A 15,149-nucleotide genomic window follows, 5' to 3' on the forward strand; every position below is an offset into this window, starting at 1 on the left:
ACCGGAGATCACGTCAAGGCCCGTGCACGGACCTGTGGACAAACTGTCCGGTACGCATCAGGCCTCGCAATCGGCCACCGTCCGCGTCAGCCTTTGGTCAGGGTGTGTAGTCCTGAAGGCGGAGACTCGATCCGGCTCCAGGTCTGACGATCCGCGCCGCCGTCGCCACTACCGTCGAACTCGTGACTGTCATCGCGACCGAAAGCCTGAGCAAGCGGTACCCCCGAGTGACCGCTCTCGACCGGCTCTCCCTGGACATCGGGCCCGGCGTAACCGGACTCGTGGGTGCCAACGGAGCCGGCAAGTCCACGCTGATCAAGATTCTGCTGGGACTGTCCCCCGCCACCGAGGGCCGCGCCGCCGTGCTCGGACTCGACGTCGCCACGCATGGCAGTGCCATCCGCGAGCGCGTCGGCTACATGCCCGAACACGACTGCCTGCCACCCGACGTCTCGGCCACCGAGTTCGTCGTGCACATGGCGCGCATGTCCGGCCTCCCGCCGACCGCCGCCCGTGAGCGGACCGCCGACACCCTGCGCCACGTAGGGCTGTACGAGGAGCGCTACCGCCCCATCGGCGGCTACTCCACCGGCATGAAGCAGCGCGTCAAGCTCGCCCAAGCACTCGTCCACGACCCCCAGCTGGTGCTGCTCGACGAGCCCACCAACGGCCTGGACCCCGTCGGCCGCGACGAGATGCTGGGCCTGATCCGGCGCATCCACACGGACTTCGGCATCTCCGTGCTGGTCACCTCCCACCTGCTCGGCGAGCTGGAGCGGACCTGCGACCACGTCGTGGTCGTCGACGGCGGCAAGCTGCTGCGCTCCAGCTCCACCAGCGACTTCACCCAGACCACCGCGACCCTCGCGGTCGAGGTCACCGACTCCGACACCCACCCGGACGGCACCTCCGCCCTGCGCAAGGCGCTCACCGAGGCGGGCATCACCCTGCACGCGGGCGAGGAGCAGGGCCTGCCCGGAGCCGGCCACATCCTCCTCGTCGAGGCCACCGGCGAGCAGACGTACGACACCGTCCGCGACACCGTCGCCGACCTGGGGCTCGGCCTGGTCCGCATGGAGCAGCGCCGCCACCACATCGCGGAGGTCTTCCGCGACAACGACCAGTCCGTCCAGCGGAAGGGAGCCGGTTCCCATGGCGCCTGACACCTCGACCCAGATCCACAACATCGGCTACCGGTCCTACGACGGCCTCCGGCTCGGCCGCGCCTACGCCCGCACGTCGCTGTACTCGCAGTCCCTGCGCGGGGCCTTCGGACTCGGCCGCTCCGCCAAGTCCAAGGTGCTGCCGATGCTCCTCTTCGCGGTGATGTGCGTTCCCGCACCGATCCTCGTCGCGGTGTCCATCATGGTGCCGAGCTACACCGACCTGCCGATCAAGTACACGACGTACGCCCTGACGACTCAGGTGATCATCTACCTGTTCCTCGCATCGCAGGCACCCCAGTCGGTCTCCCGGGACCTGCGCTTCAAGACCGTGCCGCTCTACTTCTCGCGGCCCATCGAGCGCGTCGACTACGTCGTGGCGAAGTTCGCGGCCATGGCCTCGGCCCTCTTCATCCTCACCGCCACCCCGCTGCTGATCATGTACATCGGCGCGCTGCTGGCGAAGTTCGACTTCAGTGACCAGACCAAGGGATTCGGGCAGGGACTGGTGTCCGTACTGCTGCTGTCGCTGCTCTTCTCCGGCCTCGGCCTGGTCATGGCAGCGCTCACCCCGCGCCGCGGCTTCGGCGTCGCCGCGATCATCGCCGTGCTGCTGATCCCCTACGGCGCGGTCACCGCGGTGCAGGGCATCGCCTACAGCACCGGGTCCACCGGAGCCATCGACTGGTTGGGCCTCTTCTCCCCGATCACCCTGATCGACGGCTTCCAGACCGCCCTCCTCGGCGCGTCCTCCGCCTTCCCCGGCGGCACGGGCCCGTCGGCCGGCGTCGGCATGGTCTACCTGCTCGTCATCCTCGGCCTCATCGCCGGCTCCTACGCCGCCCTGATGGCCCGCTACCGGAAGGCCGGGCTGTGACCATCATCGACATCGACCACGCCTCGCGCTGGTTCGGCAACGTCGTCGCCGTCAACGACGTCACCATGCGCATCGGCCCCGGCGTCACCGGGCTGCTGGGCCCCAACGGCGCCGGCAAGTCCACCCTCATCAACATGATGGGCGGCTTCCTCGCCCCCTCCACCGGCGCCGTCACCCTCGACGGGGTGCAGATCTGGCGCAACGAGCAGGTCTACAAGCAGGTCGGCGTCGTGCCCGAGCGCGAGGCCATGTACGACTTCCTCACCGGCCGGGAGTTCGTCGTCGCCAACGCCGAACTCCACGGGCTCGACGACGCGGCCGCCCAGCGGGCCCTGGCCACCGTCGAGATGGAGTACGCCCAGGACCGCAAGATCTCCACGTACTCCAAGGGCATGCGCCAGCGCGTCAAGATGGCCTCCGCCCTCGTGCACGACCCGTCCGTGCTGCTCCTCGACGAGCCGTTCAACGGCATGGACCCGCGCCAGCGCATGCAGCTCATGGAACTGCTGCGGCGCATGGGCGACGAAGGCCGCACGGTGCTGTTCTCCTCCCACATCCTGGAGGAGGTCGAGCAACTGGCCTCGCACATCGAGGTGGTCGTCGCCGGCCGCCACGCGGCATCCGGCGACTACCGCAAGATCCGCCGCCTGATGACGGACCGCCCGCACCGCTACCTCGTCCGCTCCTCCGACGACCGGGCCCTCGCCGCGGCCCTGATCGCCGACCCGTCCACGGCCGGCATCGAGGTCGACCTCAAGGAAGGCGCCCTGCGGATCCAGGCCGTCGACTTCGGGCGCTTCACCGAGCTGCTGCCGCGGGTCGCCCGCGCGCAGGGCATCCGGCTGCTGACGGTCTCGCCCTCCGACGAGTCCCTAGAGTCGGTCTTCTCCTACCTCGTCGCGGCCTGAAGGAGCTGGCACCCATGTACAACCCCACTGTCGCCCGGCTCACCTACCGGGCCCTGCTCGGCCGCCGCCGCGCGCTGATCCTCTGCGCGCTGCCCGTCCTGCTGATCGTCATCTCCGTCGCCGTCCGCGCCTTCGCCGGCGTGGACGACAAGGTCGCGGCCGACCTCCTCGGAGGCTTCGCCCTCGCCACCATGGTCCCGCTGATCGGCGTGATCGCCGGCACCGGAGCCATCGGCCCGGAGATCGACGACGGCTCGATCGTCTACCTGCTCTCCAAGCCGGTGAAGCGCCCGACGATCATCATGACCAAGCTGATCGTCGCGATTGCCGTCACGATGGCCTTCTCCGCCATCCCCACCCTGATCGCCGGCTTTATCCTCAACGGCAACGGCCAGCAGATCGCCGTGGCCTACGCCGTCGCCGCCGTGGTCGCCTCCATCGCCTACAGCGCGCTCTTCCTGCTGCTGGGCACCGTCAGCCGGCACGCCGTCGTCTTCGGCCTGGTCTACGCCCTGATCTGGGAATCGCTGTTCGGCAGCCTGGTCAACGGTGCCAAGACCCTCAGCGTCCAGCAGTGGTCCCTCACCCTCGCGGAGAAGATCGCCGGCGAGGGATACGTGGACGCCACCGTCAGCATGCCCACCGCCGTGGTCCTGCTCGTCACGGTCACCATCGGCGCCACCGTCTACGCCGGCCAGAAGCTGCGGCGCCTGACCCTGGCGGGCGAGGAGTAGGCCTCCGCCGCACCCGCTCCGCACACTGTGCCCCGCCCGGCCCACCCGGCCGGGCGGGGCACAGCCGCGCACGTCATCATCAGTGCATGATCGAGCACCCCGAGCCCGAGCCGTCCAGGCCCGTGCGGTCCTGGATACGGTCCGCGCCCGGCACGCACATCTGGCTGCTGATCATCGCCATCACCAGCATCGTCGTGGTGATCGCGCCCGACCACCTCGAACGAGTCCTGCTCCACCGCAACAGCAGCAACATCCACGAGCTCGCCAAGCACCCGATCAGGAGCCTTCTCTCCAGCGCCTTCTGGATCGAGAACCCGGCCTCGCTCGCCCTCTACGCCGTGCTCTTCGAGCTCTTCCACGCCCCCGTCGAACGCTGGCTCGGCACCCTGCGCTGGCTCGTGATCGTCGCGACCGCCCACATCACGGCCACCCTCGTCAGCCAGAAGGTCGTCCTGATGGCCATCCAGGACCACCGGGCCCCGCGCAGCATGGTCCACGTCGTCGACATCGGCGTCAGCTACGGGCTCGCGGCCGCCATCGGCGTCCTGACCTACCGGCTGCCCGGCCCCTGGCGATGGTTCTACCTCGCCGGTGTCGTTGCCTTCTTCGGGCTCCCGCTCGCCACCGGCGGCACCTTCACCGACCTCGGCCACGCCATCTCGCTCGCCGTCGGTCTGCTCGCCTGGCCGCTCACCCGGCACCCCCACCCGCACGGGCGCCCATGTTTCACGTGAAACATGAGCCGGACGCGCCGCTGACGTACGGAAATTCGCTGGTACGGGGATTGAGCGCGGGGCAGAGTGAGTCGTGCGGGGAGCAACAAAAAAGGTCCGGGGCAGCCACTTCGAGCGCGCCTGACGGCGCGGGCTGCCCCGGACCTTCTCTTACGTCGTCGTGCTACGCCGCGCCCAGCAGGCGTTCCAGCACCACCGCGATGCCGTCCTCCTCGTTGGAGGTCGTCACCTCGTCGGCCACCGCCTTCAGCTCCGGGTGGGCATTGGCCATCGCCACCCCGTGCGCGGCCCAGCCGAACATCGGGATGTCGTTGGGCATGTCACCGAAGGCGATCGTCTCCGCCGCCTTCACCCCCAGCCGGCGCGCGGCCAGCGAGAGGCCGGTGGCCTTGGTCAGCCCCAGCGGCAGGATCTCCACGATCCCCGGACCGGCCATCACGATGTCCACCAGGCTGCCCACGGTCAGCCGGGCCACCTTGACCAGTGCGTCGTCGTCCAGCTCCGGGTGCTGGATGTACAGCTTGTTCAGCGGGGCCGTCCACATCGCGGCGGTGTCCTGGAGGTAGAGCGCCGGAAGGCCCTCCTGCACCTGGTACCCGGGCCCGAACAAGACCTCGCCGTCCACCCCGTCCCGGCTGGCGGCCAGGGCGAGCGGACCCACTTCGGCCTCCAGCTTCGACAGCGCCAGGCCGGCGAGCTGCCGGTCCAGCGTCACCGAGGTGAGCAGCCGGTGCGCGCCCGCGTCGTAGACCTGAGCGCCCTGCCCGCAGACCGCGATCCCCTTGTAGCCGAGGTCGTCCAGGACGTGCCGCGTCCACGGCACGGCCCGGCCGGTGACGATGATGTGCGCCGCGCCCGCTGCGGTGGCCGCGACGAGCGCCTCACGGGTGCGTTCCGAGACGGTGTCGTCGTCACGCAGCAGCGTGCCGTCGAGATCCGTCGCGACGAGCTTGTACGGGAACGGGGCCGTGCTCACTTGGCGATCGGCTCCAGCACTTCGCGGCCGCCCAGGTACGGACGGAGCACGGGCGGGACCCGCACGGTGCCGTCGGCCTGCTGGTGGTTCTCCAGGATGGCGACGATGGTGCGCGGGACGGCGCACAGCGTGCCGTTGAGCGTGGACAGCGGCTGGGTCTTCTTGCCGTCGCGGTAGCGGATCGACAGGCGGCGGGCCTGGAAGCTGTCGCAGTTCGAGGCGGAGGTCAGCTCGCGGTACTTGCCCTGGGTGGGGATCCAGGCCTCGCAGTCGAACTTGCGCGAGGCGGAGGCACCCAGGTCACCGGTGGCGACGTCGATCACCTGGAACGGCAGCTCCAGGCTGGTCAGCCACTGCTTCTCCCAGTCGAGGAGCCGCTTGTGCTCGGCCTCGGCCTCCTCCGGCGCGACGTACGAGAACATCTCGACCTTGTCGAACTGGTGGACGCGGAAGATGCCGCGGGTGTCCTTGCCGTACGTACCGGCCTCGCGGCGGAAGCACGGCGAGAAGCCGGCGTACCGCAGCGGGAGCTTGTCCGCGTCGATGATCTCGTCCATGTGGTACGCGGCGAGCGGGACCTCGGAGGTGCCGACCAGGTAGTAGTCGTCCTTCTCCAGGTGGTACACGTTCTCCGCGGCCTGGCCGAGGAAGCCGGTGCCCTCCATGGCGCGCGGGCGGACCAGCGCCGGGGTCAGCATCGGGATGAAGCCGGCCTCGGTGGCCTGCGCGATGGCCGCGTTGACCAGCGCGAGTTCGAGCAGCGCGCCCACACCGGTGAGGTAGTAGAAGCGCGAGCCCGACACCTTGGCGCCGCGCTCGACGTCGATGGCGCCGAGCGACTCTCCGAGCTCCAGGTGGTCCTTGGGCTCGAAGCCCTCGGCGCCGAAGTCACGGATGGTGCCGTGGGTTTCGAGGACCGTGAAGTCCTCCTCGCCGCCGACGGGCACGTCCGTGTGGACGATGTTGCCGAGCTGGAGCAGGAGCTGCTTGGCAGCCTCGTCCGCCTCGTTCTGCTCGGCCTCGGCGGCCTTGACGTTCTGCTTGAGCTGGTCGGCCTTCTTCAGCAGCTCGGCCCGCTCCTCGGGGGAGGCCTTCGGGATGAGCTTGCCGAGGGACCTCTGCTCATTGCGCAGTTCGTCGAAGCGCATGCCGGAGGACCTGCGGCGCTCATCGGCGGAGAGCAGTGCGTCGACGAGGCCGACGTCCTCTCCACGGGCGCGCTGCGAGGCGCGGACACGGTCAGGGTCTTCACGGAGCAGCCGAAGGTCAATCACCCCTCCAGGCTACCGGGCGGGGCTTCCCGGGCTCACACCGATATCACGCTGCGTGTCGCTATGTCCTAATTGCGGAGAATGGAAAAGTTCCGGCAAGGTGGTCCGGAGTCACCTTCGGGACGGGTCAATAAAAACGGTCCCATTCCCCGAAAAGGGGCACGGCGTGAGGGATCGGGCACGCCCTGAGCAGGGCGGGAGGCTCCGCCTTGTCCACAGGAATTCCCCGTCCGGGCGTCTTATCCACAGGCTGTGCGCCGGATCTGTGGACACGGGAATAGATCATTCCCGACCGGGGAGCGGGCGGGCCCAATCAGGGCTCAAACCACCCTCACACACTCATTCGGGTGGGAATGGCTCGCCCCAAAGAGTTGATCGGTGATGCGGGGGTGACGCCGTTCACCCTCCGCTCCCCAGCGCGAAACCTGCGCCACCCGACCGATTTGTCGACCTTGTCGCGCTGCTCTGTCGACTTGTCCCCAGGCCCGGGTCTCGCCCTGTGGATAACTCTGTGGACAGTGGACGGATCGCTACGCGCGGCCGTCGAGGCAGCGCGCCAGCCAGTCGGAAGCCGCGGTGAAGTCGCCGTCGGACGTGCCGGGCCGCGGAGCGCGGACGTCACCCTGAGCGACCCCGGCGCGCGGATACGAGCCGAGGAAGCGGACCTGGGGGCAGGTGCGCTTGAGGCCCATGAGGGCCTCGCTGACCCGGCGGTCCGAGATGTGGCCCTCGGCGTCGACGGCGAAGCAGTAGTTGCCGATGCCCTCACCGGTCGGCCGGGACTGGATCAGCATCAGGTTCACCCCGCGCACGGCGAACTCCTGGAGGAGCTCCAGCAGCGCTCCGGGGCGGTCGTCGCCGAGCCAGAGCACGACCGAGGTCTTGTCGGCACCGGTCGGCGCGGCCGGCCGGGCCGGGCGACCGACGAGCACGAAGCGGGTCTCCGCGTTCTCCGCGTCGTGGATCTCGGTGACCAGCGGGACGAGCCCGTAGGTGGCCGCCGCGAACTCCCCCGCGAAGGCGGCGTCGAACCGGCCCTCCTGGACCAGCCGGGCCCCGTCCGCGTTGGAGGCGGCCGATTCCCACACCGCGTCCGGCAGGTTCGCCCGCAGCCAGTTGCGGACCTGGGGCTGCGCGACCGGGTGGCCGGTGACGGTCTTCACGTCCGACAGCTTCGTCCCCGGCCGCACGAGCAGCGCGAACGCGATCGGCAGCAGCACCTCGCGGTAGATCATCAGCGGTTCGCCCGAGGCGAGCTCGTCGAGGGTGGCGGTGACCCCGCCCTCCACCGAGTTCTCGATCGGCACCAGCGCGGCCGCGGCCTCGCCGTTGCGTACGGCGTCCAGGGCGGCCGGGACCGACACCATCGGGACGAGCTCCCGGGTCGCGGCTTCCGGCAGTGTCCGGAGGGCGGCTTCGGTGAACGTGCCCTCGGGACCGAGATAGGTGAAGCGGGTGGCCGACATGTGATCAGCCTAATGCCGGGGCACCGGCCGCCGTGGGGCTGTTCACCCTTCGAGCAGCCGCTGCCCCACGTACTCCCCGGACCGCGCGCCGGGCGGTACCGCGTACAGGCCGCTGGCCTCGTGCCGGATGAACGCCGACAGCGCGTCGCCCCGGTCGAGCTTGCGCTGGACGGGGACGAAGCCGCGCAGCGGGTCGGCCTGCCAGCAGATGAAGAGGAGTCCGGCGTCCGGGGTGCCGTCCGCCGAGATCCCGTCGTGGAAGGAGAAGGGACGCCGGAGCATGGCCGCCCCGCCGTTCTGCGCCGGGGCCGAGATCCGGGCGTGGGCATTGGCCGGGACGACGGACTTGCCGTCGGGCCCGATCTTGTCGAGGTCCATCGCGGTGGTCTCGGTGCCGCCGCTCAGCGGGGCGCCGGTGGCCTTCGTACGGCCGATGACCTGCTCCTGCTGCGCCACCGACTGCTGCTCCCAGCTGTCGAGGAGCATGCGGATGCGGCGTACGACGGCGTACGAGCCTCCGGCCATCCAGGCGTGCTCGGCGGGTCCGGGGCCCGCGCCCTGGACGAAGATCCGCTTGTCGAAGTCGGGCTCGGCGGGCTTCGGGTTGCCCGTGCCGTCGATCTGGCCCATCAGGTTGCGGGCGGTCATGGGGGCCGCGGTGGCGCCGGGGGACCGGTTGAAGCCGTTCATCGACCAGCGCAGGCGCGCGGCGTCCCCGGCGTCCTTCTGTACGGCGCGCAGGGCGTGGAAGGCGACGAGTCCGTCGTCGGCGCCGATCTGGACCCACAGGTCGCCGTTGCTGCGCTGGGCGTCGAGCCGGTCCGCGGAGAAGTCCGGCAGCGGGTCCAGTGCCGCGGGCCGGCGGGCGGCCAGACCGGTGCGCTCGAAGAAGGAGTACCCGAAGCCGAAGGTGATGGTGAGGGACGACGGCCCGGCGTCGAGGGCGATCCCGGTGTCGGAGGTCGGCGCGGTCTCGCCCGCCATGAGCCGCCGTGCGGTGTCGGACCAACGGCGCATGAGGGCGGCGGCCTCGGTGCGTCCGGCGCCCGGAGCCAGGTCGAAGGCGAGGACGTGCCCCTTGGCCTGGAGGGGCGTGGTGATGCCGGGCTGGTGGTCCCCGTGGAAGGCGACCTGGGTGGCGCCGAGTGAGCTGAGGCTCCCGGTGGCGCCCGGGGCTCCCGCCGCGGGTTCGGCGACGGCGGAGTGGGCGAGGGCGCCGCCGGTGGCGCCGAGCGCCAGCCCCGCGGCGCCCGCGGCGCCGACGGTGCCCAGCAGGCGGCGTCGGGAGATCTCGATGTCGGGGTTGCTCTCGGTCACGCTGGTCAGCCGATCTTCACGTTCTTCTGCACGGTGGTCTGGTCGATGTCGGAGGTGCGGACCGTCACGTCGATCCGCCACTCGCCGGCCAGCGGCAACTGGACGCCGGACGCGCTCCAGTGCCCGGGCGCGGCACGGTCGGGGACGACCGGCAGGGGGCCGATGTCCTTGGTCGGGAGGGTGAAGGAGATCTTCATCTCGGGGAGGTCGAGGGGCTTGCCGTCGGGGGTCTCGGCCCACACGTGGAGGGTGTTGGCGCCGACGCGGCCCGGGTCGAGCTCGACCCGCACGGAGCCCTTGCCGTTCTGACCGCCGGTGTCGAACGGCAGGGTGACCTTGATGGCCCGGTTGGGCACGGCGGTGGCGTTGGAACCCCGCGAGGATTCCAGCTCCGCGGCCCGGCCGGGCTCGGTGCTGGTCAGGATGGTCGTGACGGCCAGCAGCACGACGGCGACACCCGCCTCGGCGAGGACCGAGCGGCGCAGGCCGGCGCGGTCCGGATCGGCGTCGCGCGCCTGCTTCTCGCGGGCGTTGTCCTGCGCGGCCTGCTGCCGGGCGAGCTGCGCGGCCCGCTTGGGGTCGCCGGCCGCCGTGCCGCCGACGCCGACGGGCTGTGTTTCACGTGAAACATCGCGCTGCGCCACGACCTTGGCCGCCTCGGCCGTGTCGGCGGTCTTCCCGGAGGCGGACTCGGCGAGCCGCCCGGTCCACGAGCGGGAGACGTAGGCGATGGAGATGAGGACGGCGACGAGGCCGACCTTGATGATCAGCAGCTGTCCGTATCCGGTGCCGGTGAGGGCGGACCAGGTGCCGATCTGCCGCCAGGCCTGATAGGTCCCGGTCGCGGCGAGGACCATCACGCTGGTGAAGGCCACGGTGGAGAACCGCCGGATGGCCGCGCGTTCGATCCCGGGGGCCTTGTGCAGGGCGACGAGCAGTGCGGTCAGTCCGCCGAGCCAGGTGGCAACGGCCAGCAGGTGAAGGACGTCGACGGGCATGGCGATGCCGGGCTGGATACCGGTCGAGGCGTGCTCGGACAGGGCCCAGGTGGCGGCGATGCCCGCCGCGACGACGGTCCCGCCGATGGCGAGGCCGAAGACGAGGTCTCCGTCGGCCTTGGCGTCCTCCGCACTCCTGTCGGCCTGCTGCCGCCTCGCGTAGGCGCCGAACAGTACGGCGATGAACAGTGCGGCGGCGCCGAGCAGGAGCAGCCGGGAGACGAGGGAGGCGCCGGACTTGGTCTCCAGTACGGCCTTGAGCCCGTCGAGGTCGAAGGCGTCGGCGAACTTCCCCGACCCCGTGTACGGGTTGCGGAGCATCAGCATCGCGAGCGTGGCGACGGTCAGCGTGACCCAGGCCCGTACGACCAGCCTCTGCAGCGACCGCTCGGCGGCGCCCCGGCGCCAGCACACCAGGATGAAGGCGGCGCCGCCGACCAGGACGGCGAAGCCGGCGTAGGCGGCGTACCGGGCGACGTCGTAGGCGATGGCGACGGGACCGTCGCCCGCGGTCTGCGCGGGCAGGGTCACCGCGGTGGCCGAAGGGGCGCCGATGGAGAACGTGAAGGCGCCGGCGATGGGGTGGCTGTCGGCGGAGACGGCCTGCCAGGCCACGGTGTAGGTGCCGTTGGGCAGGCCGGTGTGCAGGGCGGTGCCGTAGCGGATGATCGATCCGCTGCACATGTCGCGCAGTTCACCGGTGTCGACGCGCTTGCCCTGGGGGTCCAGGACGCGGATGGAGTCGTCGCCCATGGCGACCTGCTCCGAGAAGGAGAGGGTGACCTGGGCGGGAGCCGTGGCGACCACCGCCCCGTCCTTGGGGTCGCTCGCGGTGAGTGCGGCGTGCGCCGAGGCCGGGGTGGCCACGGCGAACAGGGTTGCCAGCAGGGCTGCGAGGACCAGCGTGAGCCGCGGCAGGAAGGCCGTGGCGTGGACGCGGGCCGCGGATGGGGCGGGGGCGGTGGCCGTCATGGCGTGTCAGTCCCTCGGTCCGTCAGTGGGCGTTGCCGTCGGTGGATGTCGGCGTCTTCGCGTTGTACGTCCGCTCCTTGACGTCCAGCTCGACCTTGACGGGGTCGGCCTTCTCGAAGCGGAGCTCGACGGTGACCTTGTCGCCGACCTTCGGGGTGGTCTTGAGACCCATGAACATGACGTGGCTGCCGCCGCGTTCCAGCCTCAGCTCGCCGTTGGCGGGCACGTCCAGGGACGGGACCTGCTGCATCTTCTGGTCCTTGGTCTCGTGGATCTGCAGATCGTCGGAGAGCGTGCTGGTGACGCCGGTCAGCTTGTCGGCCGTCTTGGAGTCGTTCTTGATGACCATGAACGCGCCGGCCATCTTGTCGTTCACCGGCTGGGGCATGAAGGCGCCGCTGACCGAGAGCTTCGGCTTGGCCCCGGCGTCCTCGCCGTCCGAGGAGCAGCCGGATATGGCGAGCGCTGCCGTCAGGGAGAGGGCGGCGGCGAGGGTGCGGGTGGTGCGGGCGTTCACGGGTTCTCTCCCTTGGCGATCTTCGGCAGGTCCTTGGTGTAGTCATCGACGGTGGTGCCCTCGCCGTAGAGGACGTAGCCCTCGTCCGTCTTGGGCGAGAACGCGATGACCTGGGCGCCGTGCATGGACACGACCTTGCCGTCGGGCCCCGGCTTGGCGGCCTCGATACCGATGCCGAGCTTGCGTGCGGCGGCCTGGATGGTGGCGAAGTCGCCGGTCAGTCCGATGAAGGACGGGTCCTGGGCCTTGAGCCACGAGCCGAGGGATTCGGGAGTGTCCCGGTCGGGGTCGGTGGTGACGAAGACGACCCGGAGGTTGTCCTGGTCGGCCTTGGGGAGTGCCTTCTTGGCGACGGCGATGTTGCTCATCGTCAGCGGGCACACGTCGGGGCAGTTGGTGTAGCCGAAGTAGATGAGCGTCGGCTTGCCCTTGGTCTGCTCGCGCAGGTTCCAGGGCTTGCCGGTGGTGTCCGTGAGGACGAGCTCCGGCTTGTCGAACGGGCGGTCGAGCAGGGTCGCGGAGCCGGCCTTGGCCTGGCCGCCGCTGATCTGCTTGACCGAGCTGGTCGGGGCCTTCTCACCGCCGCAGGCGGTGAGGGTGAGGGCGGCCGCTGCCACGAGGGCGGCGACCGTCACACGTGTGGTGCGCATGGGGAAATGTCCCTGGGATCGGGGATGGTTCTGGTGGTTCTGGCGATGGGGTGCGCCGCAGGCGGCCGGGCCGGTCCTGCGGGCGCGGCAGGTCAGGAGGCGCGGCGGCGCGAGGCGACGCCGAAGGCGACACCTGCGAGGCCGACGACGATGCCGGTGATGCCGAGCGCGCGCGCCGTCGTGTCGGAACCGCTCTTCGCGGCCGTGTCGTGGCCCTTGTCGGCCGCCTTGTCGGCCTTCTTGTCCGCGCCCTTGGCGTCGTCGTGGTGGTCGCCACCCGCGGCGGGCGCGGTCAGCTTCAGGACGGGCGCCGGGTTCTGGGGTTCGGCGGAGCCCTCCTTGGGCTCCTCGATCCAGCGGACGACCTCGTTGTTGTCGTAGGTCTGGATCGCCTTGAAGACCATCTTGTCCGCGTTGTCGGGCAGCTTGCCCACGGAGACCGGGAACTGCTGGAAGCGGCCGGGCTCGATCTTGCCGCCGGACCAGGTGACCTTGCTGACGACCTCGTTGATCTGCTTGCCGTGCACCGTGAGCGGCTTGTCGAGCTTGGTCTTCTCGACGGTCGAGGTCCAGCCCGGGATGTCCTGGGGCATCACGGACGTGAGCGGCTGGTCGACCGGGAAGTTGACCTCCAGCTGCGTGGTCGACGCGTTGTCGCGCTCGTTGGGGACCTTGAAGTTGATCGTCGCGTAGCCGCCCTTGGTGGCCTCGCCGGGCTGCACGCCGACGTGGGCGAAGGCGGTGCCGGAGAGGAGGAGGACGGAGCCGGCGGCGACGGCGGCGGCGATGGAGACGCGAGAGGTCTTCATGGCAGAAACACTCCACGGAAGCAGTGGTGGCTGGGGCTCCGCGCACAGGGCGCGCGCGGAGTTCGCGGCACCGGTGCTCCCGTCGTGTCCCGGGGAGTGGGGGTGCCGCGTCAGGCTGCGAGGGCGAGGGCCGCGGGCGGACCGCGCCTGATCACCGTGTGCTGGAGAGCTTCCCGGCCGGTGCGGGCGGCGGGCTCGGCCGCTGCCCGCGAGCCCCGCGGCGCACGGGCAGGCGTACCCGCAAGCCCGGTGCGGAGCGCCCGTACGAAGGCCAGCGCGGCGCGCAGCGGACGTACCGGGTCGGACTCGGCGGAGCGCCGGGACAGTTCCACGAGCCGGAAGAGCGCGGCGTCCCCGCGGCCCAGCAGCCAGCCGGCGGCAAGCGCGGCCAGCAGATGGCCGAGCAGCATGGCCGGGCTGAACAGAGCCGTCGCGGGCTCCGCCGCGGCCTGGGTCAGGTGCGTGTGGGCCAAGTGTCCCTGCGCCTCGGCCTGGGCGGCCAGGGCGGCCGGGTCCAGGCCGGCGCTCTCCAGGATCTGCCGGGCGTCGGCCGGGCTGAGCGGTACGGAGTTGCCCCCGCACACCAACCGGGCGGCAAGAGCCGCGAGCGAGGTGTCGGAGGAGCCTGCAGCACCCGCCGAGGAGGCGGCCGCACCGTGCTGGCCGAGGCCGAACACGGTGTGCAGCGCGAGCTGTCCGGCCGCGAGCCCGGCGGCGATGCCCGGCAGCGAGCGGCGGCGTCCCGCGAGCGGGGCGGCGACCGCGAAGACGGCGAGGAAGCCGATGCCGATGGCCCACCAGGGCACGGTGGCGCAGGACGCCAGGGCGTGCCCGGACGCGGACAGCACGACACAGACCGCGGTGAACACCGCGGCCCGGATCAGTCGGAGGCCGGCTCCGGCCTGCGTCGCGTGGGGGGCAGTCATGGCCGGGCCATCATTGCACTGCGCTTAGGCCCTTCATACGGCAGGTTCCGGAAGGCGCCTTGGATTCCGCTCCAGCGCGGCTCCAGGCGGCTTCGTTCGGAGGGTCGGCGGACCGCGCCCGTGGGCCCGGGAGCCGCCCCATACCGCCGCATACACCGCCACCCGGGAGCGCCGCATCGGCCGAATGAGGGCTCCGTGCGCCGCCGGGGGCTTACGCCCCGGCATGGGCGGCAATAGGTAACCGTATGAGCATCTGGTGGTCTCTCCACTTGAGGCGCGAAGCAGCGAGCGTGCCCCTGGCCAGGCGGCTGCTGCTCGGGACGATGGAGACCGCAGGGGTGGACCCTGACATCTCCTTCGACCTGTCGGTGGCGCTGAGCGAGGCGTGTGCGAACGCGGTGGAGCACGGGGGTTTTGCGGCCGACGACGGTCAGGACGGCGCGGGAGCCGGTCAGGGGGCCTGCGCGGCGTACCGCGTGACGGCGTACCTGGACGGGGACTGCTGCCGCATCGAGGTGACCGACTCGGGCCCGGGTTTTCCGCCCGACACGGCCGCACCCGATCCGGCCGCGGCCGGTACGGGAGCAGGGGGCAGACCCGGGCAGCCCGGTCCGCCGGGCTGCGCCGAGACGGCGAAGGAGCACGGCCGCGGCCTGTGGCTGATCGCGGAGCTGGCGGACCACGTCCGCTTCCGCAACCGGCCGGGCAGCGGTGCGGTGGTCAGTTTCGACAAGATCCTCAAGTGGCGCGAGGGAGCGCTGCTGAAGGTGTCGTAGTACGCCGATGGGCGGGACCCCGTACGGGATCCCGCCCATCGGCTTTGCGCTCGGG

At 70.9% G+C, this 15,149-nt stretch carries 15 protein-coding genes; 6 read left to right on the forward strand and 9 right to left on the reverse strand.

What is annotated here, in order from left to right; all coding sequences use genetic code 11:
• The first annotated feature begins 182 nt into the window (after positions 1–182).
• The 5 genes from AB0M99_RS30150 (at position 183) to AB0M99_RS30170 (ending at position 4,416) form a co-directional block, all read left to right on the forward strand.
• Positions 183–1,163, forward strand: a complete 981-nt coding sequence (locus AB0M99_RS30150) for an ABC transporter ATP-binding protein (RefSeq protein ID WP_365925978.1) — start codon at positions 183–185, stop codon at positions 1,161–1,163.
• On the forward strand, positions 1,153–2,040 hold the full coding sequence (locus AB0M99_RS30155; protein ID WP_365925980.1) for an ABC transporter permease: 888 nt from the start codon (positions 1,153–1,155) through the stop codon (positions 2,038–2,040). The genes AB0M99_RS30150 and AB0M99_RS30155 overlap by 11 nt, the downstream gene beginning before the upstream one ends.
• Positions 2,037–2,948, forward strand: coding sequence for an ABC transporter ATP-binding protein (locus AB0M99_RS30160; RefSeq protein WP_365925982.1), 912 nt, complete (start codon positions 2,037–2,039; stop codon positions 2,946–2,948). Before AB0M99_RS30155 ends, AB0M99_RS30160 begins: the two co-directional genes overlap by 4 nt.
• 14 nt (positions 2,949–2,962) lie before the next feature.
• A complete protein-coding gene (locus AB0M99_RS30165; RefSeq protein ID WP_365925984.1) occupies positions 2,963–3,682 on the forward strand; it encodes an ABC transporter permease subunit in 720 nt (239 codons plus the stop codon).
• 86 nt (positions 3,683–3,768) lie between these two features.
• Positions 3,769–4,416 carry a rhomboid-like protein gene (locus AB0M99_RS30170; RefSeq protein ID WP_365925986.1) on the forward strand — a complete coding sequence of 216 codons (648 nt, stop codon included), beginning with the start codon at positions 3,769–3,771 and terminating at the stop codon, positions 4,414–4,416.
• Positions 4,417–4,579: 163 nt separating this feature from the next.
• Here AB0M99_RS30170 and AB0M99_RS30175 read toward each other — a convergent pair whose 3' ends face one another.
• The 9 genes from AB0M99_RS30175 to AB0M99_RS30215 all read right to left on the reverse strand — a co-directional run bounded on the left by AB0M99_RS30175 (position 4,580) and on the right by AB0M99_RS30215 (position 14,318).
• Positions 4,580–5,392 carry an HAD family hydrolase gene (locus AB0M99_RS30175; RefSeq protein ID WP_365925988.1) on the reverse strand — a complete coding sequence of 271 codons (813 nt, stop codon included), beginning with the start codon at positions 5,390–5,392 and terminating at the stop codon, positions 4,580–4,582.
• Positions 5,389–6,666, reverse strand: a complete 1,278-nt coding sequence (gene serS, locus AB0M99_RS30180) for a serine--tRNA ligase (protein WP_365925990.1) — start codon at positions 6,664–6,666, stop codon at positions 5,389–5,391. Before serS ends, AB0M99_RS30175 begins: the two co-directional genes overlap by 4 nt.
• Positions 6,667–7,193: 527 nt before the next feature.
• Entirely contained in the window at positions 7,194–8,129 is a 936-nt protein-coding gene (gene pheA / locus AB0M99_RS30185) for a prephenate dehydratase (RefSeq protein ID WP_365925992.1), read from the reverse strand.
• Positions 8,130–8,171: 42 nt separating this feature from the next.
• On the reverse strand, positions 8,172–9,446 hold the full coding sequence (gene efeB, locus AB0M99_RS30190; protein ID WP_365925994.1) for an iron uptake transporter deferrochelatase/peroxidase subunit: 1,275 nt from the start codon (positions 9,444–9,446) through the stop codon (positions 8,172–8,174).
• A gap of 5 nt (positions 9,447–9,451) precedes the next feature.
• Complete coding sequence (locus AB0M99_RS30195) at positions 9,452–11,416, reverse strand: copper resistance protein CopC (protein ID WP_365925996.1); 1,965 nt, start codon at positions 11,414–11,416, stop codon at positions 9,452–9,454.
• Between the two features lie 22 nt (positions 11,417–11,438).
• The gene (locus AB0M99_RS30200; protein ID WP_365925999.1) at positions 11,439–11,933 is read right to left on the reverse strand and encodes a copper chaperone PCu(A)C; all 495 of its coding nucleotides are present in this window, start codon (positions 11,931–11,933) and stop codon (positions 11,439–11,441) included.
• Entirely contained in the window at positions 11,930–12,583 is a 654-nt protein-coding gene (locus AB0M99_RS30205; protein ID WP_365926001.1) for an SCO family protein, read from the reverse strand. Before AB0M99_RS30205 ends, AB0M99_RS30200 begins: the two co-directional genes overlap by 4 nt.
• Before the next feature lie 92 nt (positions 12,584–12,675).
• Positions 12,676–13,392, reverse strand: coding sequence for a YcnI family protein (locus tag AB0M99_RS30210; protein ID WP_365926003.1), 717 nt, complete (start codon positions 13,390–13,392; stop codon positions 12,676–12,678).
• A 110-nt stretch (positions 13,393–13,502) separates the two neighbouring features.
• The gene (locus AB0M99_RS30215; RefSeq protein ID WP_365926005.1) at positions 13,503–14,318 is read right to left on the reverse strand and encodes a hypothetical protein; all 816 of its coding nucleotides are present in this window, start codon (positions 14,316–14,318) and stop codon (positions 13,503–13,505) included.
• Positions 14,319–14,563: 245 nt separating this feature from the next.
• On the opposite strand from AB0M99_RS30215, the gene AB0M99_RS30220 reads away from it, so the two are divergent.
• A complete protein-coding gene (locus tag AB0M99_RS30220; RefSeq protein WP_365926007.1) occupies positions 14,564–15,094 on the forward strand; it encodes an ATP-binding protein in 531 nt (176 codons plus the stop codon).
• The last annotated feature ends 55 nt before the right edge of the window (positions 15,095–15,149 follow it).

The sequence above is a fragment of the Streptomyces sp. NPDC051183 genome (assembly GCF_040682455.1).
Taxonomy (GTDB): domain Bacteria; phylum Actinomycetota; class Actinomycetes; order Streptomycetales; family Streptomycetaceae; genus Streptomyces.

Bases quoted from the DNA above. Each gene is read 5' to 3' on its own strand.
- AB0M99_RS30210 (WP_365926003.1), bottom strand. From the start codon at position 13,392: ATGAAGACCTCTCGCGTCTCCATCGCCGCCGCCGTCGCCGCCGGCTCC.
- AB0M99_RS30195 (WP_365925996.1), bottom strand. From the start codon at position 11,416: ATGACGGCCACCGCCCCCGCCCCATCCGCGGCCCGCGTCCACGCCACG.
- AB0M99_RS30220 (WP_365926007.1), top strand. From the start codon at position 14,564: ATGAGCATCTGGTGGTCTCTCCACTTGAGGCGCGAAGCAGCGAGCGTG.
- AB0M99_RS30215 (WP_365926005.1), bottom strand. From the start codon at position 14,318: ATGACTGCCCCCCACGCGACGCAGGCCGGAGCCGGCCTCCGACTGATC.
- AB0M99_RS30205 (WP_365926001.1), bottom strand. From the start codon at position 12,583: ATGCGCACCACACGTGTGACGGTCGCCGCCCTCGTGGCAGCGGCCGCC.
- AB0M99_RS30165 (WP_365925984.1), top strand. From the start codon at position 2,963: ATGTACAACCCCACTGTCGCCCGGCTCACCTACCGGGCCCTGCTCGGC.
- pheA (WP_365925992.1), bottom strand. From the start codon at position 8,129: ATGTCGGCCACCCGCTTCACCTATCTCGGTCCCGAGGGCACGTTCACC.
- AB0M99_RS30170 (WP_365925986.1), top strand. From the start codon at position 3,769: ATGATCGAGCACCCCGAGCCCGAGCCGTCCAGGCCCGTGCGGTCCTGG.
- AB0M99_RS30155 (WP_365925980.1), top strand. From the start codon at position 1,153: ATGGCGCCTGACACCTCGACCCAGATCCACAACATCGGCTACCGGTCC.